Source organism: Actinomycetospora chiangmaiensis DSM 45062, assembly GCF_000379625.1.
Classification (GTDB): Bacteria; Actinomycetota; Actinomycetes; order Mycobacteriales; family Pseudonocardiaceae; genus Actinomycetospora; species Actinomycetospora chiangmaiensis.
Map to the genome: position 1 here is coordinate 83,460 of NZ_KB903247.1, position 22,101 is coordinate 105,560.

At 75.7% G+C, this 22,101-nt stretch carries 20 protein-coding genes; 13 read left to right on the forward strand and 7 right to left on the reverse strand.

The genetic code is table 11. The features are described 5' to 3' along the window. Positions 1 to 196 precede the first annotated feature (196 nt). Positions 197 to 1,450, forward strand: a complete 1,254-nt coding sequence (locus tag A3CO_RS0127230; RefSeq protein WP_033415092.1) for an aldehyde dehydrogenase family protein — start codon at positions 197 to 199, stop codon at positions 1,448 to 1,450. A gap of 236 nt (positions 1,451 to 1,686) precedes the next feature. Further along, complete coding sequence (locus tag A3CO_RS0127235; RefSeq protein WP_018335426.1) at positions 1,687 to 2,622, forward strand: hypothetical protein; 936 nt, start codon at positions 1,687 to 1,689, stop codon at positions 2,620 to 2,622. 3 nt (positions 2,623 to 2,625) lie between these two features. Here the strand turns inward: A3CO_RS0127235 and wsfD (A3CO_RS0127240) are convergent, their stop codons facing one another. The 5 genes from wsfD (A3CO_RS0127240) to wsfD (A3CO_RS0127260) all read right to left on the reverse strand — a co-directional run bounded on the left by wsfD (A3CO_RS0127240) (position 2,626) and on the right by wsfD (A3CO_RS0127260) (position 9,945). Continuing rightward, the gene (wsfD, locus tag A3CO_RS0127240; protein ID WP_018335427.1) at positions 2,626 to 4,233 is read right to left on the reverse strand and encodes a glycan biosynthesis hexose transferase WsfD; all 1,608 of its coding nucleotides are present in this window, start codon (positions 4,231 to 4,233) and stop codon (positions 2,626 to 2,628) included. A 63-nt stretch (positions 4,234 to 4,296) separates the two neighbouring features. After that, the gene (locus A3CO_RS0127245) at positions 4,297 to 5,811 is read right to left on the reverse strand and encodes a fatty acyl-CoA synthetase (RefSeq protein ID WP_018335428.1); all 1,515 of its coding nucleotides are present in this window, start codon (positions 5,809 to 5,811) and stop codon (positions 4,297 to 4,299) included. 186 nt (positions 5,812 to 5,997) lie between these two features. Beyond that, positions 5,998 to 6,207, reverse strand: a complete 210-nt coding sequence (locus tag A3CO_RS0127250) for a hypothetical protein (protein WP_018335429.1) — start codon at positions 6,205 to 6,207, stop codon at positions 5,998 to 6,000. Positions 6,208 to 6,244: 37 nt separating this feature from the next. Beyond that, positions 6,245 to 8,389 (reverse strand): RecQ family ATP-dependent DNA helicase, encoded by a 2,145-nt coding sequence (locus tag A3CO_RS0127255; RefSeq protein WP_018335430.1) that lies wholly within the window; start codon positions 8,387 to 8,389, stop codon positions 6,245 to 6,247. Beyond that, entirely contained in the window at positions 8,386 to 9,945 is a 1,560-nt protein-coding gene (gene wsfD, locus A3CO_RS0127260; protein WP_018335431.1) for a glycan biosynthesis hexose transferase WsfD, read from the reverse strand. Before wsfD (A3CO_RS0127260) ends, A3CO_RS0127255 begins: the two co-directional genes overlap by 4 nt. Positions 9,946 to 10,043: 98 nt before the next feature. On the opposite strand from wsfD (A3CO_RS0127260), the gene A3CO_RS0127265 reads away from it, so the two are divergent. Together A3CO_RS0127265 and A3CO_RS0127270 are read left to right on the forward strand one after the other, a co-directional pair. Next, positions 10,044 to 10,682, forward strand: a complete 639-nt coding sequence (locus A3CO_RS0127265) for a GntR family transcriptional regulator (protein ID WP_018335432.1) — start codon at positions 10,044 to 10,046, stop codon at positions 10,680 to 10,682. A 9-nt stretch (positions 10,683 to 10,691) separates the two neighbouring features. Beyond that, complete coding sequence (locus A3CO_RS0127270; protein WP_018335433.1) at positions 10,692 to 11,702, forward strand: 1-aminocyclopropane-1-carboxylate deaminase; 1,011 nt, start codon at positions 10,692 to 10,694, stop codon at positions 11,700 to 11,702. Here A3CO_RS0127270 and A3CO_RS34600 read toward each other — a convergent pair whose 3' ends face one another. After that, positions 11,703 to 11,921, reverse strand: a complete 219-nt coding sequence (locus A3CO_RS34600) for a hypothetical protein (protein WP_018335434.1) — start codon at positions 11,919 to 11,921, stop codon at positions 11,703 to 11,705. 118 nt (positions 11,922 to 12,039) lie between these two features. Here A3CO_RS34600 and A3CO_RS0127280 point away from each other — a divergent pair, with 118 nt between their 5' ends. From A3CO_RS0127280 to A3CO_RS0127295, 4 genes are all read left to right on the forward strand, one after another. Beyond that, positions 12,040 to 12,930 (forward strand): AAA family ATPase, encoded by an 891-nt coding sequence (locus A3CO_RS0127280; RefSeq protein WP_026205063.1) that lies wholly within the window; start codon positions 12,040 to 12,042, stop codon positions 12,928 to 12,930. Beyond that, entirely contained in the window at positions 12,930 to 14,384 is a 1,455-nt protein-coding gene (locus A3CO_RS0127285; protein ID WP_018335436.1) for a VWA domain-containing protein, read from the forward strand. The genes A3CO_RS0127280 and A3CO_RS0127285 overlap by 1 nt, the downstream gene beginning before the upstream one ends. An 18-nt stretch (positions 14,385 to 14,402) precedes the next feature. After that, complete coding sequence (nadD, locus tag A3CO_RS0127290) at positions 14,403 to 15,014, forward strand: nicotinate-nucleotide adenylyltransferase (protein ID WP_018335437.1); 612 nt, start codon at positions 14,403 to 14,405, stop codon at positions 15,012 to 15,014. 110 nt (positions 15,015 to 15,124) lie between these two features. Then, positions 15,125 to 15,736 (forward strand): YdeI/OmpD-associated family protein, encoded by a 612-nt coding sequence (locus tag A3CO_RS0127295; RefSeq protein ID WP_018335438.1) that lies wholly within the window; start codon positions 15,125 to 15,127, stop codon positions 15,734 to 15,736. A 44-nt stretch (positions 15,737 to 15,780) separates the two neighbouring features. Here A3CO_RS0127295 and A3CO_RS0127300 read toward each other — a convergent pair whose 3' ends face one another. Continuing rightward, positions 15,781 to 16,989 carry an FIST signal transduction protein gene (locus A3CO_RS0127300; protein ID WP_018335439.1) on the reverse strand — a complete coding sequence of 403 codons (1,209 nt, stop codon included), beginning with the start codon at positions 16,987 to 16,989 and terminating at the stop codon, positions 15,781 to 15,783. A 59-nt stretch (positions 16,990 to 17,048) separates the two neighbouring features. On the opposite strand from A3CO_RS0127300, the gene rsfS reads away from it, so the two are divergent. Genes rsfS through A3CO_RS0127325 form a run of 5 tightly spaced genes read left to right on the forward strand, consistent with a single transcriptional unit; the run spans position 17,049 to position 22,099 of the window. Next, positions 17,049 to 17,432, forward strand: a complete 384-nt coding sequence (gene rsfS / locus A3CO_RS0127305) for a ribosome silencing factor (RefSeq protein ID WP_018335440.1) — start codon at positions 17,049 to 17,051, stop codon at positions 17,430 to 17,432. An 18-nt stretch (positions 17,433 to 17,450) separates the two neighbouring features. Then, positions 17,451 to 18,047, forward strand: coding sequence for a histidine phosphatase family protein (locus tag A3CO_RS0127310; RefSeq protein ID WP_051086114.1), 597 nt, complete (start codon positions 17,451 to 17,453; stop codon positions 18,045 to 18,047). Beyond that, a complete protein-coding gene (gene octT / locus A3CO_RS34605; protein WP_018335442.1) occupies positions 18,044 to 18,829 on the forward strand; it encodes a diglucosylglycerate octanoyltransferase in 786 nt (261 codons plus the stop codon). The genes A3CO_RS0127310 and octT overlap by 4 nt, the downstream gene beginning before the upstream one ends. A 10-nt stretch (positions 18,830 to 18,839) precedes the next feature. Next, a complete protein-coding gene (locus tag A3CO_RS34610; RefSeq protein ID WP_018335443.1) occupies positions 18,840 to 19,739 on the forward strand; it encodes a ComEA family DNA-binding protein in 900 nt (299 codons plus the stop codon). Further along, positions 19,736 to 22,099, forward strand: a complete 2,364-nt coding sequence (locus tag A3CO_RS0127325; RefSeq protein WP_018335444.1) for a ComEC/Rec2 family competence protein — start codon at positions 19,736 to 19,738, stop codon at positions 22,097 to 22,099. The genes A3CO_RS34610 and A3CO_RS0127325 overlap by 4 nt, the downstream gene beginning before the upstream one ends. Positions 22,100 to 22,101: the final 2 nt, after the last annotated feature.

The following is a 22,101-nucleotide window of genomic DNA, read 5'->3' on the forward strand; positions in this document are numbered from 1 at the left end:
GTCGTCGGGGTTGGGTCGTGGGCGGCCGGAGTGTGTGCGTGGCGCGTCGGGTTCCTGGGGTCTGCTCGTCGTGGCGGCCGGAGTGTGCGCGTGGCGCGGAGGAGCCGACCGGGGGAACGGCTGACCGGCAGTCGAACCCGAGCCGGCCCCACCCGCCACCGGGAAAGGCCCTGGCGGAGATCGGCATACTGGTCCGATGCGTACTCCCGCCGACATCGTGACCGACTGTGGCGAACGGGCGGCCGCGGCCGCACCGGCCATGGCGGCGGCGACCGACGCGCAGATCGCGACGGCGCTGCGGGGGATGGCCGACCTGCTGGTGTCGAAGGCGCCCACGCTCGCGGTCGCGAACGCCGCCGACCTGGCCGCGGCTCGGGACGCGGGGATGACCGGCGCGCTGCTCGACCGGTTGCGGCTCGACGAGGGCCGGCTCGCGACGATGGCCGAGTCGCTGCGGGTGCTCGCGGACGTGACCGTGCCGCCGCGGGACACCGTCGTCGAGGAGCGGCCCGACGGGCTGCGGCTGATCGAACGCCGGCGGCCGGTCGGCGTGATCGGCGCGAACTTCGAGGCGCGGCCCAACGTGGTGGTCGACGTGGCCTCGCAGCTGGTGAAGTCGCGCAACGCGGGCGTGCTGCGCACCGGCGGTGCCGCCCTGGCGTCGGCGAGCGCGCTGATGGCCGACGTCGTGGGCCCGGCGCTCGCGGGTGCCGGGCTGCCCGCGTACGCCGTCACGCTGGTCGGAGACGCGAGCCGGGAGTGCGCGGTGGAGTTGGTGCGCCGTCCTGGGCTGATCCCGCTGGTGATCCTGCGCGGGTCGGGGGAGACGACGCGCTCGCTCGGGCTCGAGGCGGCGCAGCACGGGGTGCGCACGCTGGCCCACGCCGACGGCGGCGGGGTGCTCTACGTCGACCGCGCGGCCGACCGCGAGGTGGCGGCGCGGCTGGTGACGGACTCGGTCGACCGGCTCGGCGTCTGCAACCGGCTGAACCTGCTGCTCGTCGACGCGCCCCAGTGGGACACGGTGACGCCGGTCCTGGTCAAGCTGCTGGCCGACGCCGGTGTGACTGCCTCGCTGCCGCCGCACGAGCACGCCCTCGGCCACGAGTGGGCCCTCGACGACGGGCACGAGGCCACGGTGACGGTGGCTCCCGCGCAGGGGCCCGCCGACGCGGCCGCGATCGCGAACCGGGAGACCTCGGGGCTCGCCGCGACCGTGGTGACGGCCGACGAGGCCGCCGCCCGCATCTTCCTCGACACCTACGCGGGGACCGGTGCCTTCTGGAACGCCACCACGCGCCTGCTCGACGGGTTCAAGCTGCGCCGCGTGCCGGAGACCGGCATCAACGTCGACCACGTGCCCGGCCCGCGCGGCCCGGTCGTGTTCACCGACCTCGTGCTGCGGCAGTTCGTGGTGGTGCCCGCGTCGACGGCCGTCGGGCTCGGGTAGACGCCGCCGTCTCGGCACGTCCTCGCCGGCCACGGCCGGGCACCGTGGTGCCCGGCCGCTCCCCCCGGCGGCCACGGCCGGTCGGAGCCGGCCGCGGGTGACGGCCCGCCCCCCTCGCGCCGTCGGGTCCCTGGATACCGAGAAGATCGGGTCGCGCACCAGACGCGCCGAAAAGATCGACCCTTCCAACGCTCCGACCTGCGTTTTCTCGCGGTCGATCCGGCATAGTGACGGGCATGGGGGAGCAGGGGCCCCGGCAGGGGGAGCCGGGTCGGCGGCCCGTGCCCGTGCCGCGGGACGGGTCACCGCGCCGCGAGCTGGCGCACTGGTTGCGGCGCAGCCTCGCGGCACACGGCGAGCCGACGCTCGAGGCGATGCTCACCGGCATGCCCGACGAGGTCCGGCTCAGTCGTTCTGCGCTCGCGAAGGCGTTGCGCGGGGAGACGTTCGCCTACCTGCCCCTCGTGCAGGCGGTCCTGCGGACCGCGGGTGCCGACGAGGCCGAGGTCGCGGCCTGGACCACCTACTGGCACGAGCTCGACGACCTCGAGCAGCGGCGCCGACGCAACGAGCCGGTGACCGCGTACCCGCCCCCGTGGGCCGTCGCGGTGGCGCCGCAGGAGGTCCCGGCGCCCCCCGAGGCCGACCGGGACGAGGTGGCCGCCGCCCCGGCGCCCCGACGACGGCTGCCGATGGCGGTCGTCGCCGTCGTCTCACTGCTGCTCGGGGTCGCGCTGGCCCTGGGTGGGGTCGCCCTCGTGGCGCGGGCGTCGGAGCCGTCGCAGCCCCCGTCGGCGACGGTGCTGGACCCGGTCACCAGCACGGTGCCGAAGACGTTCCGCCTGGTCGGCTCGTCGCGGAACCTCCGTGACGGGACGCTGCTGTGGGCCACCACGTACGACCCGGGCACGAACCGCTACTTCCCCCAGGACAAACCGTGCCTCGTGCGTCCCGACGACACGTTCGACTGCGGCCAGTACTACCTCGGCCGGCAGTTCGACCCCGACACGGCCCCCTACCGCATCGACCTGTTCGTCGCCGACTCCGACGCGAGCAACGCCCTGCTGCAGTACCAGATCGACAAGGGCGGGCCCGACGGCGCGAACCCCGGCGTCCCGGCCCTGCCGCCGGGCACCACCGTGATCGGCGGCCGGTGGTACGCCCGGTCCTGACCCTCAGGCCCGGCGTCGGTACCGCGCCGTGATCGCGGCGGCCGCGGCCACCAGGTCGGTGACACCCGCCGTCAGGACGAGGTAGGAGCCGAGCCAGACGTGCTTGGAGAGCTCGTAGTAGCCGTCGCCGGCGACGGCGAGCGCGACGATGCCGAGCCCGAGCAGCGCCATGGCGCCCGCGACGCGGACCAGGCCGACGACGAGCGGGTCGCCGCGGCGGACCACGGTCGCGGCGGCGGCCCCGAGCGCGAGGACGACGAGCGCGAGCGGCAGCCAACCCAGCTCGATCGTGTCCAGCCACCGCAGGAGCAGGCTCGTCTGCGGGCCCGCCTCGGGGTAGATCGTGCGGCCCTCGAAGTGCTCCGGGGCCGTGCCCCTCGGGGCCGACGGCAGGTAGGTCAGCTGGGGCCGCAGCGTGGCGGTGAGGCCGCGCCCGACCATCGTCGCGAAGGCCCCCGGGTGCTCGAGCAGCAGGTCACGGGCGGTGGCGCGGGCCTGCTCGGGGCGATCGCCGACGGCGGTCGCCCAGCCGGGGATGCCGACGCCGCCTGCCCAGTAGTAGCCCTCGCCGGAGTGGGCCGCGGCGGCCGGTGGCAGGCCGACCGCGCGGGCGACGACGTCCGGGCCGACCTCGGGCATGACCGCCGTGAAGAGCAGGTTGTGGGCGTTCACCGCGGCGTAGCTCCGGTCCTGGCCCACCATGGCGGCCTCGACGGGGTACGCCGCGCCGGCGACCAGGGCGACCGCGACGAGCGGCCCCGCGAGGCGCCACATTCGCCGTCGGGACCGGGCCCGCACGACGACGAGCGCGGCGCAGCCCGCCGCGACCAGCCCGATGGGCACGAAGCCGGGCTTCGCGGTGGCGCCGACGAGTCCGCCGAGGCCGAGCAGGACGAGCGCGGCCAGCCGTTGCCAGCGGTGTTCGGGGCGGGTCCCGGCGACCACGAGGAGGCCGACGAGCACGGCGACGGTGGCCACGAGGGCGGTCGGCTCGGCGTAGAGCGACACCAGGAAGCGCGACCACCACGAGACGCCCAGCAGCCCGACCAGCGGGATCGCGACGATCGCGGCGCGCCACGGCCGGACGGTGGCCAGCGTCGCTGAACCGATCCCGATCACGAGCGCGGTGATCCCGGCGAGCAGCCAGGCGTAGGACGTCAGCGACCACGTGCCGGGTCCGCCCGGGACGACGAGGCGGAGCAGGACCGCCGCGGACGAGGGCGCAGCGGTGCAGGGCTCGGCGCCCGTGGTGAAGGCGGTGACCACCACCCCGCGCCACAGCGACACCCGCGACGGCGTGTCCGGCGTCAGGCCCGCGGTGCAGAAGAGCCGGTAGGCGTCACCGTTGTCGCCCGCCCCGATCAGACCGCCCCCGAGACCGGGCAGCGTGAGCAGCCCGATCCGCAGGGCGAGCCCGAGGAGGGTCGCGAGCGCCGCCGAGAGTCCGATCGCGATCGGGACGGCGACGGCGCGCGGCACCGCCCGGGCGGCGTCGTGGAGCTCGCTCGCCGCGGTGCGCAGACCGTCGCGCAGGGCGGAGCCCCGCCGGTCGCCGGCGGGGAGGGTCGTCAGGTCGATCCGCCGACCGTACGAAACGCTCTCAGCGATCACTCATCCGGGTCCCCGGGTACCGTGTCGGTTGGAGTGCGATCGGCCGATCGCGTACCGGCCGGGTCAGACGGTGTCCCGCAGGACCCGCTTGAGGAGCTTGCCCGACTGGTTGCGCGGCAGTTCCTCGATCAGGTGCACCGCCTTGGGCACCTTGAACCTCGCGAGCCGCCCCTTCGCGTGCTCGATGAGGGCGGCCGGCCGGAAGCCCTCGGCGTGTTCCGGACGCAGCACGACGAAGGCCGTGACGGCCTCGATCCACGTCTCGTCGGGCGTGCCGATCACGGCGACCTCGGCGACGGCCTCGTGGGTGTAGAGCGCGTCCTCCACCTCACGGGAGGCCACGAGGATGCCGCCGGTGTTGATGACGTCCTTGATCCGGTCGACGACGGTGATGAACCCCTCCTCGTCGATGCGGACGAGGTCGCCGGAGTGGAACCAGCCGTCGCGGAACGCCTCCGCGGTCTCCTCGGGCTTGTCCCAGTAGCCCTCGCAGAGCTGGGGGGAGCGGTAGACGACCTCGCCGGCCTCGCCCGGGGCCACGTCGTCGCCGTGCTCGTCGATCACCCGCAGCTCGACGAAGAGGACCGGCCGGCCGCACGACTCGGGGCGCTCGTCGTGCTCCTCGGGCTGCAGCACCGTGGCGAGGGGGCCGATCTCCGACTGGCCGAAGCAGTTGTAGACGCCGAGCTCGGGGAGCCGTTCGCGCAGCCGCGCGAGGATCGGGCCGGGCATGATCGAGGCGCCGTACTGGGCCTTGCGCAGGCTCGACAGGTCGCGCGTCGCGAAGTCGGCGTGGTTGACCGCGGGCACCCACACCGTCGGGGCGAGGAAGAGCGACCCGATGCGTTCGGCCTCGACGCGGCGCAGGATCTCCGGGACGTCCGGTGCCTCCATCATGCGCACGGTGGCGCCGACAGCGAGGTAGGGCAGCGTGAACACGTGCATGCCCGCCGAGTGGTAGATCGGCATGCAGACCAGCGGGTCGTCGTCCTGCTCCAACGTCAGGGCGTGGACGCAGGACACGTAGTGGTGGACCAGGCCGCGGTGGGTCATCATCGCGCCCTTGGGCCTCGACGTGGTGCCGCTCGTGTAGAGCAGCTGGACGAGGTCGGTGTCCTCGACCGTCACGTCGAGCTCCGGCACCTCGCCGGTGCGGGCGGCCTCGAGCAGGCTGCCGGGCGCGTCGCGCAGCGGGACGACCTGGTCGGGTCGGTGGTCCAGCGCCTCGACGTGACCGGCGAGCCCCGGGTCGACGGCGAGCACCTTCGAGCCCGACTGGTCGATCAGGTACGCGAGCTCGTCCCCGGTGAGCGCGTAGTTGATCGGGACGTGGACCGCGCCGATCCGCGCCGCGCCGAGGAAGCTCAGGACGTAGGCGTCGGAGTTGCGCCCGTAGGTGGCCACCCGGTCGCCCTGGGACACACCGAGCCCGCGCAGCCACCCGGCGGTGCGGGTCGTCGCGTCGTCGAGCTCGCGGTAGGTCCACGTGCGGTCGGCGAAGACGAGCGCGGGGCGGTCGGGCGTACGGCGGGCGCTGCGGCGCAGGACGCCGTCCACGGTGTTGGCGCGGGTGTCCACGTCGTCCTCTCGTGAGCCGTGCGTGTGCCCGGTCACTCTCGCCGCTCGACCGGTACGCGTCCAGTCGCCGGGCGGCACCCGGGCGCTGGCGCCGTGAGGGTCTGGGGCAGGTCCCTCGGCCTGCCAGGTGTGCGTATCGCGGTGCGGAGGCCCGAGCTCGACCGCCCCCCCGGGTCCGACCGGCCTTCAGCGCCCGCGAGGCGGGTCACGGCGGAACAGGCCGCCGGAGGCCACCAGGATGCCGAGCACGACCAGCACGATCCCGATGATCAGCCACAGTCGCTGCCCGGTCATGAAGCTGCCACCCACCAGGCCGAGGCCCTGCAGGGCGAACAGCAGGCCGAGCAGGGCGGCGACGATCCCGACGACGCGGAGTGGTGTCCGGGCGCTTCTCATGAGCCGACGATAGAGACGGGCGGCTCGGCGGGCCCGCTCAGTTCGTCGTCGCGAGCGTGAGCGGCAGGACGGCCGGGGCGCCCGCGCGGCGCAGCAGCATCGCCGCGACGGTGAGCGTCCACCCGGAGTCCGACACGTCGTCGATCAGCAGCACCGGTCCCGCCCCCAGCGCGCCCGGGTCGAGCCCGCGCGGCACCGACAGCCGCCGGTACACCTCGGCGAGCCGCTGGGCGGAGTTCGGCGGCTCCGGCTCGCTGTCGTCCTCCGGGTCGGAGTAGACCGGCGGCGCGTCGTCGGCCAGGGCACCGAGCAGCGGGAGCCGGCCGATCGACGCGATGCGCTGGGCGAAGCTCTCGACGAGCGCGGGCCGGGTCCGGCTCGGCAGCCACACGATCCCGGACGGCCGCTCCGACCACCCCCAGCCCTTGAGGACCTCGACCGCGGCGTCGACCACCGCGTCGGGCACGAGGTCGTCGGCCCGGAGCAGCGGGCGCAGGCGCGGGCCCCAGCCCACGTCGGTGAGCCGGCCGATCGCCCGCCCCTCCTCGGCGGCCTCGTCGGGCTTGATCTTGCCCTTGAGCGGTACGTCGAGGGCGTCCATCCCGCTCGGCCACTGCTTGCGCGGGGCGAGCGGCACGCCCGGCCGGTCGAGCACCTCCTGGGCCTGCGCCCGGACGTCCTCGCCGACCGACGGGTCGTAGTGCCTCCCCGTGCAGTTGTCGCACCGACCGCAGGGGGCGGCCCCGGGGTCGTCGAGCTGGCGGCGGAGGAACTCCATCCGGCAGCCGGACGTGGTGATGTAGTCGAGCATCGCCTGCTGCTCGGCGCGCCGGGCCTTCGCGAGGCCGAGGTAGCGCCGGCCGTCGTACTCCCAGGGCTCCCCGGTGGCCTCCCAGCCGCCCTTGACCCGCTTCACCGCACCGTCGGTGTCGAGGACCTTGAGCATCATCTCGAGGCGCCCGCGGGACAGCTCGACCCGCGGCTCGAGCGCGGCGGTGGACAGCGGGCGCCCGGCGTCGCCGAGCACCGACAGCGCCGTCCGCACCTGGGGCTCGCCGGGGAACGCCAGCGACGCGAAGTAGGCCCAGATGTCGCGGTCCTCCGGGCCGGGCAGCAGGAGGACCTCGGCCCGCTCCACGCCGCGGCCGGCGCGGCCGATCTGCTGGTAGTAGGCCACGGGCGACTGCGGGGCCCCGAGGTGGACGACGAAGCCGAGGTCGGGCTTGTCGAACCCCATCCCGAGTGCACTCGTGGCGACCAGTGCCTTCACGCGGTTGGCCAGCAGGTCGTCCTCGGCGCGTTCCCGGTCGGCCGGGTCGCTCTTGCCGGTGTAGGCCGTGACCGCGTGGCCCCGCTCGCGCAGGAACGCGGCCAGCTCGTCCGCGGCGCTCACGGTGAGCGTGTAGACGATGCCGGAGCCCGGCAGCTCGTCGAGGTGCTGCGCGAGCCAGGCGAACCGGTCGGCGCCCTTCGCCAGCGACAGCACGTTGAGGTGCAGCGACTCCCGGTCGAGCTCGCCGCGCACCACCAGCGCGCCGTCGCCGTCCCCGGACACGCCCAGCTGGTCGGCCACGTCGGTGGTCACCCGGTCGTTCGCCGTGGCCGTGGTGGCGAGGACCGGGACCCCGTCGGGCAGCTCGGAGATCAGCGTGCGGAGCCGCCGGTAGTCGGGCCGGAAGTCGTGCCCCCAGTCGGAGATGCAGTGCGCCTCGTCGACCACGAGGAGCCCGGCGGTGCGGGACAGCTCGGGGAGCACCTGGTCGCGGAACTCCGGGTTGTTCAGCCGCTCCGGGCTCACCAGCAGCACGTCGACCTGCCCGGCGCGCACCTCGTCGTAGACCGCGTGCCAGTCGTCGGTGTTCGCGGAGTTGACCGTCACGGCGCGGATCCCGGCCCGCTCGGCCGCCTCGATCTGGTTGCGCATGAGCGCGAGCAGCGGGCTGACGATGACCGTCGGCCCCTTCCCGCGGGCCCGCAGCAGCGCCGTCGCCACGAAGTACACCGCGGACTTGCCCCACCCCGTGCGCTGCACGACCAGCGCTCGCCGCCCGTGCGCGACAAGCGCCTCGATCGCCCGCCACTGGTCCTCGCGCAGGCGCGCCCCGGACCCGGCCAGGCGCTGCAGCGTGGCCTCGGCGTCGTCCCGCAGATCGGTGGCCAGACCGGGAGGCAAGGTGGTCATGGCTCCACGAAAGCACAGGGGTCCGACACCGTGGGGCGGGATCCCGCGGTCCGGTCCTCCGACGTCCCGGACCCCCGCGCCCGCCGGCGGACCGCGGCGAGCCCGGCGGCCACCACCGCCGCGATCAGCAGGGTCCCGGTCACCACGAGGAGGTACGAGGCGAGCCACACGTGCTTGGCGAGCTCCACGTAGCCGTCGCCCAGCACGGCGAGCACCACGGTCCCGAGGGCGCCCACCGCGAGGACGCCCGCCACGCGCAGGAGCCCCCGACCCGCGCCCAGGCGGCGCGTCGCCCGCGGGAACAGCACCGTCGACGCGGCGCCGAGCAGTGCGACGGCCAGGACGAGGGGCGGGACCGGACGCCCGGGCAGCCGGTCCAGGTAGGCGAAGGTCACGCCCATCCGCTGGGCGGCCTCCGGGACCTCCGGCACCGGCAGCGAGCCGTCGACGGTCCGGTCGCCCGCCGTCGTCGACACCAGGTAGGGGATCTGCGGGCGCACCGTGATGACCAGACCCCGGTGCACCATCCGCGCGAGCAGGACGGGGTGCTCCGCCACGTAGCGCCGCGCGGCCGAGCGCAGCTCGAGCGTGCGCGGCCCGGGCGTCTCGTCCCAGCCCCGCACGTCCCGCCCCTCGTACAGGTAGTAGTGCTCACCGGAGGCCCGGAACGCCGCGGCGGGCAGCCCGAGAGCGGGGAGCGGAGCGGGGCCGGACTCCGGCAGGATCGCCGTGAACACCAGGTCGTGCGTGTTGGGCACCTCGTAGAGCGCGTCCTGGTAGCGGATGCCGGCGAGGACGGGGGACGCGGCGATCCCGACGGCGAGCGCGGCCGCCACCTGGGCCGGCCCGCGGCGCCACCACCACCGCCGCCCCGTCCCGACCGTCACGAGGGCGACGGCGGCGACCGCCGCGACGCCCACGGGCATGAAGCCGGGCTTGGCGGTGGCCGCGACCACCCCGCCGACCGCGACCAGCCCGATGGCCGCGAGGCGGGCCGACCGGTCGACCGGGCGCGTCAGCGCCACGACGAGCAGCCCCCACACGCACCAGGCCGCCCCGAGGAGTCCGGCCGGCTCGGCGTAGGTGGAGACGAGGAACCGGCTCCACCAGGGCACGACGAGCAGGGGGAGCAGCGGCGGGACGACGACCGCGACGGCGGGCCCGGGCCGCCGCCCGGCCGCCCACGCCGCGACCCCCGCGCCCAGTCCCAGCAGTGCGGCGTAGGCCGTGGCGAGCCGGCTCAGGTCGAAGGCGTCCCCGGCGGTGAGCGCGACGGTCGCCCGCAGGATCACCCCGCCGGAGGTGACGGGGGCCGGGAGACGGCACTCCGGACCGCCCGTGCGGAACGCGTCGACGACGATGCCGTGGCCCGAGGCCCGGCCGTCCGTGGCGTCGGGGGCGAGGCGGGCGGTGCAGAAGAGGCGGACCCCGTCGGCGTTGTCCGCGGCCCCGACCGGTTCGCCGGCCACCACGCCGATCCGCCCGAGCACCGCGATCGTGACCACGAGCGCGATCCCGACCGCCACCAGCACGCGGCGTGCGGCCCCCGGCGTCATGCCCGCAGCGTGGCAGGAGCCCCTGACGGCCCGCACCCGGACCCGCCGTCGGGAAGACGTCCTTGACGGGGGACGACATCCGAGATGCGATATATCGCATGCCGGTCCCGAGCTCCGACGCCGCTGCCTCGCGCACGTCGCTGCGCGAGCAGGTGTTCACGCGCCTGCGAACGGCGATCGTCGACGGCACGTTGGAACCGGGGGAGCGCCTGCACGACGCCGAGCTCTGCCGCTGGCTCGGGGTCAGCCGCACCCCGGTGCGCGAGGCGATCGCGCGGCTGGAGTCGGCGGGCCTCGTCGTCGTGAAGCCGGGGAGCTCCACCGTCGTCAGCCCGCTGGACCACCGCGCCGCGCGCGACGCGGCGCAGGTCGCCGCGGCGATGCACGAGCTCGCCACCCGCAGCGCCGCCCCGCACCTCACCGTGGATCACCGGCAGGCGATGACCGCCGCCAACGACCGGTTCGCGCGCGCCCTCGCCCGCGACGACGTCGACGCCGCGATCACGGCCGACGACGCCTTCCACCGCATTCCGGTCGAGGTCGCCGCCAACCAGGCACTCGGGGACACGCTCGACCAGGTCACGCCCCTGCTCCGCCGCATGGAGCGCACCCGTTTCGCCTCGCTGACCGGCCGCGCGTCGGTCGCCCAGCACGCCCGGATCGTCGAGCTCGTGGCGGCCGGCGACGCCGACGGGGCGGGCCGCGAGGCCCGCGCCAACTGGCTCACCCTCACCTAGGAGACCGCCGTGTCACTCGACGACTTCGACCGCTACCCGCTGCTCTTCGGGCCGAGCCCGGTCCACCGGCTCGACCGGCTCACGGCGCACCTCGGAGGCGGGGCGCAGATCTGGGCCAAGCGCGAGGACGTCAACTCCGGCCTGGCCTACGGCGGCAACAAGACGCGGAAGCTCGAGTACATCGTCCCGGACGTCCTGGCCAGCGGCGCGGACACGCTCGTCTCCATCGGCGGGGTGCAGTCCAACCACACGCGCCAGGTCGCGGCGGTCGCGGCGAAGCTCGGGCTGAAGGCGCGGTTGGTGCAGGAGCGCTGGGTCGACTGGCCGGACAGCGTCAACGACAAGGTCGGCAACATCCTGCTCTCGCGCATCCTCGGGGCGGACGTGCGCCTGGACCCGGCCGGCTTCGACATCGGCCTGCGCGACTCCTACGAGCGCGCCCTGCAGGAGGTGCGCGACGCGGGCGGCGTCCCCTACGGCATCCCCGCCGGCGCGTCCGAGCACCCGCTGGGCGGGCTGGGGTTCGCGCAGTGGGCCCGCGAGGTGGAGGCGCAGGAGGCGGCCCTCGGCGTCTTCTTCGACACCGTCGTCGTGTGCACCGTCACCGGCTCGACCCACGCGGGGATGATCGCGGGCTTCGCGGCGTCCGACCGGCCCCGCCGGGTCATCGCGATCGACGCCTCGGCGACCCTCGAGAAGACCCGCGACCAGGTGGACCGCATTGCGCGCCACACCGCGAAGCTCATCGGGCTCGAGCGCGACCTGCGCGACGACGAGGTCACGGTCCTCGAGGGCTGGGCCGGCGACCGCTACGGCATCCCGGTCGCCTCCACCCGGGCCGCGATCGAGCTGACCGCCCGCCTGGAGGGGGTCATCCTCGACCCGGTCTACGAGGGCAAGTCGATGGCCGGGCTCGTCGACCTCGTCGTCGGCGGGGAGATCGACCGCGGCTCGACGGTGCTCTACGCCCACCTCGGCGGGCAGCCCGCGCTCAACGCGTACGCGGGGGCCTTCGTCTGATCAGGCCTCCTCGAGCGCCCGGCCGGCCTCCCGGACCGAGGGGTCGGAGCGGTCGGCGGCGAGCACGTGGCCGGCCCCGAGCACCAGCGCGATCGGCCACTCGAGGACGCCGAGCGCGCCGAGCACGGCGACACCTCCCACGAAGACGAGCTGCGGGCGGGACAGCCGGAGGGGGCCGACCCAGGGGAGCGTGACGGTGGTGGTCGGTGGCGCGGTCATCGCCCGGGATGGGCGCCGGGCGCCCCCGGCTACACCTCCGTTCCCGACGACGGGTGCGACGTGGACCGCACCCGCGTCCCGTGATCAGCGGGGGACAACTCGTCGATCTCCGGGCAGGATGCGAATCGTGGGCAGCGACGCGACCGGCCGGACGACATTCTTCGACTCCGTCGACGACGTCCTGGCGCGCCTCGGCGAGGTCGGCTACCTCGCGTCGACCGCCGTGGCGACGACGGTGTTCCTCGCCGACCGGCTCGGCAAGCCGCTGCTGGTCGAGGGGCCGGCGGGGGTCGGCAAGACCGAGCTCGCCCGCGCGGTGGCCGAGGCGACCCACGCCGGTCTCGTGCGGCTGCAGTGCTACGAGGGCATCGACGAGGCCCGCGCGCTCTACGAGTGGAACCACGCGAAGCAGCTCCTGCGCATCCAGGCGAGCCAGGGCCAGGACTGGGACGCCACGCGCGACGACGTGTTCTCCGAGGAGTTCCTGCTCACCCGTCCACTGCTCACCGCCATCCGCCGCGACGAGCCGACCGTGCTGCTGGTCGACGAGACCGACAAGGCCGACGTCGAGGTCGAGGGACTGCTGCTCGAGGTGCTCGGCGACTTCCAGGTCACGGTGCCCGAGCTCGGCACGATCACCGCCACCCAGCGGCCGTTCACGCTGCTCACCTCGAACGCGACCCGCGAGCTCTCCGAAGCGCTCAAGCGCCGCTGCCTCTTCCTCCACCTCGACTTCCCCGACGCCGAGCTCGAGCGCCGGATCGTCGCCTCCCGCGTCCCGCAGCTCGGGGAGGCGCTCGCCGAGGAGCTGGTGCGCATCATCGGGGTGCTGCGCGGGCTGGACCTCCGCAAGGCGCCGTCGGTGTCGGAGACGATCGACTGGGCCCGCACCCTCGTCGCGCTCGGTCTCGACACCCTCGACGACGACGCGGTGCGCCGGAGCCTCGGCGTCGTCCTCAAGCACCGCGCGGACCTGGTCAAGGCCTCCTCGGAACTGCGGCTGAACTGATGACCGCCACCACCCCGGAGCGGGGTCTCCCGGCCCACCTCGTCGACTTCGTGCAGGCGCTGCGCCGTCACCACGTCGACGTCGGCCCGGGGGAGACCGTCGACGCCGCCGCGGTGATGGCGGAGATCGACCTGCTACGCCGCGAGCAGCTCCGCGAGGGTCTCGCCGCCGCCCTGCTGCGCCGCAGCGGTCAGCGCCAGACCTTCGACGCGCTGTTCGAGCTCTGGTGGCCGCTCGGGCAGGGCGCGGCCCTCGGCGAGGTCGCGCTGCCCTACAGCGAGGACGGTTCGGTCGACGTCGACGCCCTGCGCGACCTGCTCGCCGAGCTGCTCGTCGACGGCGACACCGCCGCGCTCTCCGAGCTCGCCCGCGCCGTCGTCGACGGCCTCGGCGCCCTCGGGGCCGGCCGCGGCCCGGGGTCGGGCGGCTCCGGGGGCGAGGGCCGGGACGGGCAGGGCGGCCCGCCGTCGGGCTTCTCCTCCTACCAGGCGCTGAACAGCGTGAAGCCCGAGACGCTGCTCGCGCGGGTGCTGGCCGAGCTGCGCACCCGCCGGCAGGCCGACGCGGCGGACAGCCCCTTCGCCGAGGAGGTCGCCCGTCGCGAGACCCGCGCGCGGATCGCGGAGTTCCGCCGCATGGTGCAGGGCGAGACGACGCGGCGCGGCAGCGAGATCCGCGGCCGGGAGGCCGCCGCGCGCACCGGGGTGCGCCGCCAGGCCGAGCAGACCGACTTCCTCTCCGCGGGCGCCGACACGCTCGCCGACCTGCGACGGCGGGTGGCGCCGCTGGGTCGCCACCTCGCCACGCGACTCGCGGCCCGCCGTCGTCGGGCGCACCGCGGGCCGATCGACATGCGCCGCACCCTGCGCCGCTCGATGTCGACCGGCGGCGTGCCGGTGAACCTGGTGCACCGGCGCCCGCGCCCCGGCCGCCCCGAGCTGGTCCTGCTCTGCGACGTCTCCGGTTCGGTGGCGGGCTTCAGCCACTTCACGATGATGCTGGTCCAGGCGCTGCGCGAGCAATTCTCCCGCATCCGGATCTTCTGCTTCGTTGACGGCTGCGTCGAGGTCACCGACCTGTTCACCCCGGGCGCCGACCTCGCCGGGATCCTCACCGAGGTGCACTCGCGCCGCGGGCTCGTCGCGTGGAGCGGCCACTCCGACTACGGACGTGCCTTCGAGCGCTTCGCCGACCGCTGGCCCGACGCCGTCACCGACCGCAGCTCCCTGCTCGTCCTCGGCGACGCCCGCACCAACCACCAGGACCCGGGGCTCGGCGTCCTGGGCGCCGTCGTCGCGCGGGCCCGCCACGCGCACTGGTTGAATCCTGAACCGCAGCGGCAGTGGGGGACCGGCGACTCGGCGGCGATCGAGTACGGCCGGGTCATGCCGATGCACGAGTGCCGCACGGCGGCCCAGCTCGCCGGCGTGGTCGGCGGACTGCTCCCGGTCTGAGCTGGAACGGAGACGACGATGCGCGTCGGCGTGATGGGCGGGACGTTCGACCCGATCCACCACGGGCACCTGGTGGCGGCCAGCGAGGCCGCCCTGCGGTTCGACCTCGACGAGGTCGTGTTCGTGCCCACCGGACAGCCGTGGCAGAAGACGAAGAAGGACGTGACCGCCGCCGAGGACCGCTACCTGATGACGGTGGTGGCCACCGCGTCGAACCCGCGCTTCACGGTCAGCCGCGTCGACGTCGACCGCGACGGCCCGACCTACACCGTCGACACGCTGCGCGACCTCGCCGAGGTCTTCCCCGACGACGAGCTCTTCTTCATCACCGGCGCCGACGCGCTCGAGCAGATCCTCTCCTGGCACCGGGCCGACGAGATGTTCGAGATCGCCCACTTCGTCGGCGTCACCCGGCCCGGGTTCGAGCTCGTGTCCGACCACCTGCCGAAGGGCGCGGTGTCGTTGATCGAGGTGCCGGCCATGGCGATCTCGTCGACCGACTGCCGCGCGCGGGTCGGGAAGGGCGAGCCGGTCTGGTACCTCGTGCCCGACGGCGTGGTGCAGTACATCGCCAAGCGCGGGCTCTACCGCAACGGCGGCTCCCCGTCGCGCCTGGAGCACCTGGGGTAGTCGCGCCCCGCCGTGGCAGCGAAGCGTCGTCGCTGTCATCCAGTGGGAGGGAAGCCGCATCGTCGGCCTTGCCTGGTGTCCGCCTCGCGGTGGCGGCAGGATGTCGCGCCGTGGACCAGCCGGAGCTCCTCCTCCCCGACGCCGGGTCCTGGCGGCGCTGGCTCGAGGCCAACCACGCCGACCCGACCGGGGTGTGGCTCGTGCTCGCGAAGAAGGCGGCGTTCACGGCCGTCGACCCACCGACGACGCTGGTCTACGCCGAGGCTCTCGACGAGGCCCTGTGCTTCGGCTGGATCGACGGGCAGGTCCGCCGGCGGGACGAGCTCTCGCTGTTCCAGCGGTTCACGCCCCGGCGGGCGCGGTCTCCGTGGTCGGCCCGGAACGTCGGGCACGTCGACCGGCTCGTCGCGGCGGGGCGCATGCACGACGCCGGGCTCGCCGAGGTCGAGCGGGCGCGGGCCGACGGCCGGTGGGAGGCCGCGTACGCGGGGCCCGCCACGGCGACGGTGCCCGAGGACCTCGCGGCCGCGCTCGCCGCGTCACCGGCCGCGACGGCCATGTTCGAGACCCTCACCAGCCAGAACCGGTACGCGCTCACCCACCGGCTCGGCCAGCTGAAGACGGCCCGCACGCGGGAACGCCGCGTCGCCGAGTACGTCGCGATGCTCGAGCGCGGCGAGACGATCCACCCGCAGGGTGGCCGTCGGCCCCGTGAGCAGTGATCCGTGCCGGAACACGGAGAAATGCACCCGGGCGCGGCGGGCTCCTAGCCGAACGCCAGCACCGACGCCGTGAAGCCGTGCAGGTGGTTCTTCGACGCGACCGGCCCGATCTCGCCGTCGGCGAAGAACCCGGCGACCCGGGGCGCGAGGCCGCGCCTGATCGCCCGGACGTCGTGCGACGTGTCGTCCCCGAACATCACGCGGCCGCGGCCGGTGCAGGAGAACAGCAGCGCCCCGCCGGCGGGGGCGTCCTCGGCGGTGAGCGCCATGAGGGCGTCGAGGTCCTCGCCCGCGGTCGACGCGTCGCGCACGTGGAAGCGCACGGTGCGGCCCACCTCCACGATGTCCCCGACGGTGACCGTCCCCGCCTCCTCGTCGGCGCCGACCACGCCGCGGACCAGGAAGTCACCCCGGCCGTGCTCGTCGGCGTACTCGTCCATCGCGATGCCGAGGTGCAGCCCCCGCATCGCGAGCGCCGAGTCCTCCTCGCCGAGGTCGCGCAGGATCTCCTCGAGCTTGCGGTAGGCCGGCTGCCCCGCGAGCGAGGTCAGCTGCGAGCCCGACGAGCCCGTGACCGTCATGGCCGGGCCGATCGGCCGGCACCCCTGGCTGACGAGGGTGCGCACGGCCACGTCGCCGCCGAGCAGGACCCCGACGGCGCCGCGGTCGTGCACCTCGCCGTCGAGGAAGAGCCGGGCGCCGCCGGGACCGGGGCGCGCCGGGCCGAGCGCGGTGCTGCCGACCGGCGCCGTCGCAAGGCCCCCCACGAGCGGCAGGCCGGGCAGCGCCTGCCCCGACTGCTCGACGAAGCCCTGCGCCGGGAACGTGAACGGATCGGCCAGCAGGACGGCCACGGCGTCGTCCGGCGCGGGCACCGGCATCCCGCCGACCGAGATGCCGCCCTCGTGGCGGGCGGCCTGCAGGTGGAACGGCGTGACCCGCACCCCCGGCAACGTCGCCGCCCACACCGCGACGGCCGGCGCGTCCTCCACGCCGCGCCCGTCGCCGATCACGCCGGACGCCCGGCACCCGAGCGTGGTGGTGGCCCCGGCGACCTGCATCGCCTGCCGGCCGACGGCGGCGGCCACCTCCGGGTCGGGGTGCGAGACGAACACCGACATCAGATCGGGCCGGCGGCCCTGCAGGGGAGCGGTGGCGGCGGCCACGGCTGTCTCGGCGGCGGCCTCGAGATCGGGCCCCTGCGCGAGCCCGTCCCCGAACGCCGAGGTCTGCGTCGTCGCGGCGTCGTGCATGACGGGAGTATGAACGCCACCACCGACAGCGAAACCCGGGCAGCGGTAAGCTCACCGCGATGGCCGCCACCGATCACGCGCGCCGCCTGGCCGAGGTCGCGGCCCTGGCCGCCGCGGACAAGCTCGCCCTGGACGTCGTCGCGATCGACGTCTCCGAGCGCCTCCCCCTCACCGACTGCTTCGTCATCGCCTCCGCGCCCAACGAGCGCCAGGTGCAGGCCGTCGTCGACAACGTCGAGGAGAAGCTGCGCGGCGAGGACGTCAAGCCGGTGCGCCGCGAGGGCACGCAGGAGGCCCGCTGGGTGCTCCTGGACTTCGGCGACGTCGTGGTGCACGTGCTGCACTCCGACGAGCGCGACTTCTACGGCCTGGAGCGGCTGTGGAAGGACTGCCCGCACATCGACCTGCCGGCCGAGGTCTCGCTGCCGCACAGCGCGGAGTGAGCTGAGTGAGCTGACGTGGTGAGTCGCATCGTCCTGCTCCGGCACGGACGGACCGCCTGGAACGCCGAGCGGCGCATGCAGGGCCGCCTCGACCCGCCGCTCGACACCACCGGGCAGGCGCAGGCCGAGGCGACCGCACCCGGCATCCGGGACCTGGCACCCGTCGTCGTGATCGCCTCCGACCAGGCACGGGCCTGGCAGACGGCGGCGGCCGCGGCCGAGGGTCTCGACGTCGAGCCGCGCAAGGAGCCGCGGCTGCGCGAGACCGACGTCGGGCAGTGGCAGGGGCTCGTCGACGCCGAGGTGGACGCGACCTGGCCCGGGGGGATCGACGCCTGGCGGGTCGACGCGCACTACCGCCCGCCCGACGGCGAGTCGCGCCACGACGCGTACCTGCGCGCGCTGCCGGTGCTGCACGAACTGCTCGACGCCGACCTCGACGGGACCGCCCTGCTCGTCGCCCACGGCGGCGTCATCATGGCGCTGACCTGCGGTTTCCTCGGTCTGCCGCCGGAGCACTGGGGCGCACTCGCGCCGCTGGGCAACTGCCGCACCGCCGTCCTCGAGTACCGGGTCGACCGCTGGCGCCTGGCCCGGTGGGGCGCCGAGGCGTGACCCTGCTGGTGCTGGGGGACTCGCTGAGCTTCCACGGGCCACGCACCGCGCACCCGGTCGACGAGCCGCGGCTGTGGCCGCAGGTCGCCGGCGCCTGCCTCGGCACGACGACGGACCTGCACGCCGGCCTCGGCTGGACCGCCCGGCACGCGTGGAGCGCCGTCCGCACCGACCCGCGGGTGTGGGCCTCGGTGCGGACCGCCGACGCCCTCGTGCTCGGCGTCGGGGGCATGGACTCGCTGCCCTCCCCGCTGCCCACGGCGGTGCGCGAGCTCATCCCGGTGCTGCGCCCGGCGCCGCTCGCCGCGCGGGCGCGCCGGCTCTACCGCGATCGGCACGCCCGCCTGGTGCGCCTCTCGCGAGGGCGTCCCACCGCGTTGCCGCCCGCCGAGACGGTGCGGTGCCTGGAGCAGATCCGGGTGGCGGTGACGACGCTGCGCCCGCAGGCGCCGGTCGTGCTGCTCCTGCCGTCGGTGCACCGCTCCCCGCTCTACGCCGGGGCGCACCCCGGACGGTCGGCGCACGTGGACGCGATGCGGACGTGGGCGGCGTCGTCCGGTGTGCGCACGCTGGACGTGGCCCCGCTCGTCGTCGAGCACGTGCTCGGCGGCCACGGCAACCCCGATGGCATCCACTGGGGCTGGCCGGCCCACCGGGTGGTCGGGGAGGCGGTGGCCCGTCTGCTCCGTGCGGAGCAGCGAGTTGTCCCCAGTGGCACCGGCGGGGGCAGTTGTCCACACGACGAGGCGCTGACCTGGGAGGACGCAGCGCAGCAGTCCTAGCGTCGGCCGGGTGACCCAGGATCCCCGCCTCCGGCTGCAGGCCGCCGTCGTTCCCGACGGAGTGGCCGAGCACGGCGACGGGGGGCCGGCGCGGCCGGGGCGCCAGGGCTGGCCCACAGCCCCGCCGGGGACACCGGGGGCGTCGCTCGCCTACGACGAGGGGCTCCCGGACGACCCGCCGGAGGCGTCGGCCGGGTGGGACCCGCCGGCGCGGCCGAGCGCGTGGGACCCGCCGGCGCGGGGCCTCGCCCGGTGGCTCCCCGCGTCGTGGACCGCCGCGCGCTGGGACCCGGGCCGGTGGGGCGCGGTCGCGCTGGCGGCGGTCGTGGTGGTGGCGGCGCTCGTGGCCGGGGTCGGCCTCTGGGGCGGGCGCCCGGTCGCCGAGCCCGTGCCCGCGTTGCCCGTGGTGGCGGAGGCGACCGCGGCGCCGACGGCGGTGCCGGTGTCCCGCGGGCCGGTCGTGGTGCACGTCGCGGGCAAGGTGCGCCGGCCGGGGCTGGTGACGCTGCGGGACGGTGCCCGGGTCGGGGACGCCGTCGAGGCGGCCGGCGGGGCGCTGCCGGCGGTCGATCTGACCCCGCTGAACCTCGCGGCCCGGGTGACGGACGGGCAGCAGATCGTCGTGGGCGCCCCGGCGGCCCCGGCGGCTCCGGCGGCTCCGGCGGCTGCGGCTCCGGGGGCTCCTGCGGCTGCCGCGGCACCGGCGGGCCGTGGGGACGGGAAGCTCGACCTGAACGCGGCCACCCTGGAGCAGCTCGACGGGCTGCCCGGCGTGGGACCCGTGACGGCGAAGAAGATCCTCGACTGGCGGACGCAGAACGGCCGGTTCGCCGCGACCGAGCAGCTGCGCGAGATCCCGGGCATCGGTGAGGCCCGGTTCGGCACCCTGCGCGAGCTGGTGCGGGTGTGACCGGCCCGGACGAGGACCGGCCCCGCCTCGACGCACGGCTGGTCCCCGCGGCGCTCGGGGCGTGGGGCGCGGCCCTCGTGGCCCTCGGCCTCGGGTGGGGGCCGGGCGCGGCGGTGGTGGTCACGGCCCTCGTCGTGGTGGGGTTCGCCGTCGTCCGGCGGGATCGTCGCTGGGCCGCGGGGCTCGTCGCGGCGGGAGCCTGTGTGGTGGCCGTGGGCGGCGTGGCGTCCGCGGCGGCGTTCCGGGTGGCCGACCACCCGGTCCACGCCGCGGCGGCCTCCGGCTCGGCGGCGACGCTGGAGGTGGTCCTCACCGACGACCCGGCGCCGCTGCGCTCGTCGGGCCTCGGCGGGCCGCGGGTGGTGGTCCACGCCGACCTCGTCGTGGCGCAGACCGGTGGCGGGCGGTGGGCGGGGGAGGGGCACGTCGTCCTGCTGGCGCCCGCCGAGGGATGGGTCGGGCTGCTCCCGGGGCAGCGCGCCACCGCGAGCGGCTCGCTCGCGGCGTCGTCCCGCGGCGACCTGACGGTGGCGGTGCTCCGGACCCGCGGTCCGCCCCGGGACGTCGGCCCGCCCCCGGCCGTCCAGGTGGCGGCCGGTGACCTCCGGGCCGGCTTGCGCGACACCGCCCGCGCGGTCCTCGACGAGGACCCGGCGGGGTTGTTGCCGGGCCTCGTCGTGGGCGACACCTCGGGGGTCGGCGCCGACCTCGCCGACGACTTCCGGACGGCGGGGCTGACCCACCTGACCGCGGTCAGCGGCTCGAACGTGGCCTTCGTGCTGGGGGCGGTCCTGCTCCTGGTGCGTCTCGCCCGGCTCGGGCCGCGGACGGCGGCGGTACTGGCGGCGCTCGCCCTGGTCGGGTTCGTGGTCCTGGCACGTCCCTCGCCGAGTGTGCTGCGAGCGGGCGCGATGGGGGCGGTGGTGCTGCTGGCACTGGCCCTCGGACGCCGCCGGTCGGTGCTGCCGGCGCTGGCGGCGACGGTCGTCGGGCTGCTCCTGGTCGACCCGGCCCTGGCCACCGACGCCGGGTTCGCCCTGTCGGTACTGGCCACGGGGGCGCTCGTGATGCTCGCGCCGCCGCTGGTCGCCGCGCTACGGGCCCGACGGGTACCGCCGGTCGTGGCGGAGGCCCTCGCCGTCCCGGTGGCGGCCCACGTGGTCACCGCGCCGGTGGTCGCCGGGCTCTCGGGCGAGGTCAGCCTCGTCGCGGTGCTCGCGAACCTGCTCGCGGCGCCGGTCGTCGCGCCGGCGACCGTGCTGGGCGTGGTCGCCGCGCTGTGTGCCCCGTGGTGGGCCTGGGGCGCGCAGGCCGCGGTGTGGCTGGCCGGGCCGGAGGTGTCCTGGCTCGTGTGGATCGCCCGGCGCTGCGCCGGCGTCGACGGGGCCGCCGTGAGCTGGCCGGGCGGTGTCGTGGGCGGCCTGGCCCTGGCCGGGTTGGTGGTGCTCGGGGCGGTCGCCCTGCGGTGGCGGCCGGTGCGGCTCGTGGCGATGGCCGCGGCGATCGGACTGCTGCTGGTGTTCGTGCCCACCCGGGTGGTGCCGGTGGGCTGGCCGCCGCCGGGCTGGGCGATGGTGGCGTGCGACGTCGGGCAGGGCGACGCGCTCGTGCTGGCGACCGGGGAACCGGGGCGTGCGGTGCTCGTCGACGCGGGGCCCGACGCCGGACCGGTCGACCGCTGCCTCGCGCGGCTCGGGGTGCGGTCGCTCGCGCTGGTCGTGCTCTCGCACCTGCACGTCGACCACGTCGGCGGGCTGGCGGGAGCGCTGCGGGGCCGGTCGACGGGCGCCGTCGCGGTGGGTCCGGTGCGCGAGCCGGTCGCGACCCTGGCCCAGGTGACGGGACGGGCCCGGGCGGCGGGAGCACCCGTCGTCGGGATGGAGCGGGGGATGGTGCTGCGGTGGCCGGGGCTCGTGCTGGAGGTGCTCGGGCCGGTGCACCCGAGCGTGCACGTCGACGGCGACGACGGGTCGCAGGTGAACGACACGTCGCTCGTGCTGCGGGCGAGCACGCCGCTGGGCCGCGTCCTGCTGCCCGGCGACGCCGAGCGGTCCTCGCAGGACGCACTGCTCGCCGCCGGGGTGGACCTGCACGCCGACGTCCTCAAGGTGCCGCACCACGGCTCGCGGTCGTCGCTGCCGTCGTTCCTGGTGGCCCCGGGCTCACGCCTGGCGCTCGTGAGCGTCGGGCGCGGCAACTCCTACGGCCACCCGAACCCGTCGGTCCTGGGGCTGCTCGCCGGGACGGGCGCGCTGGTGCGCCGTACCGACGAGAGCGGCGATCTCGCGCTCGTGCCGGGGTCGCGGGGCCCGGCCGTGGTCGCACGGGGCGACCCGTTGCCGGACCCGCGACGGCGCTAGCG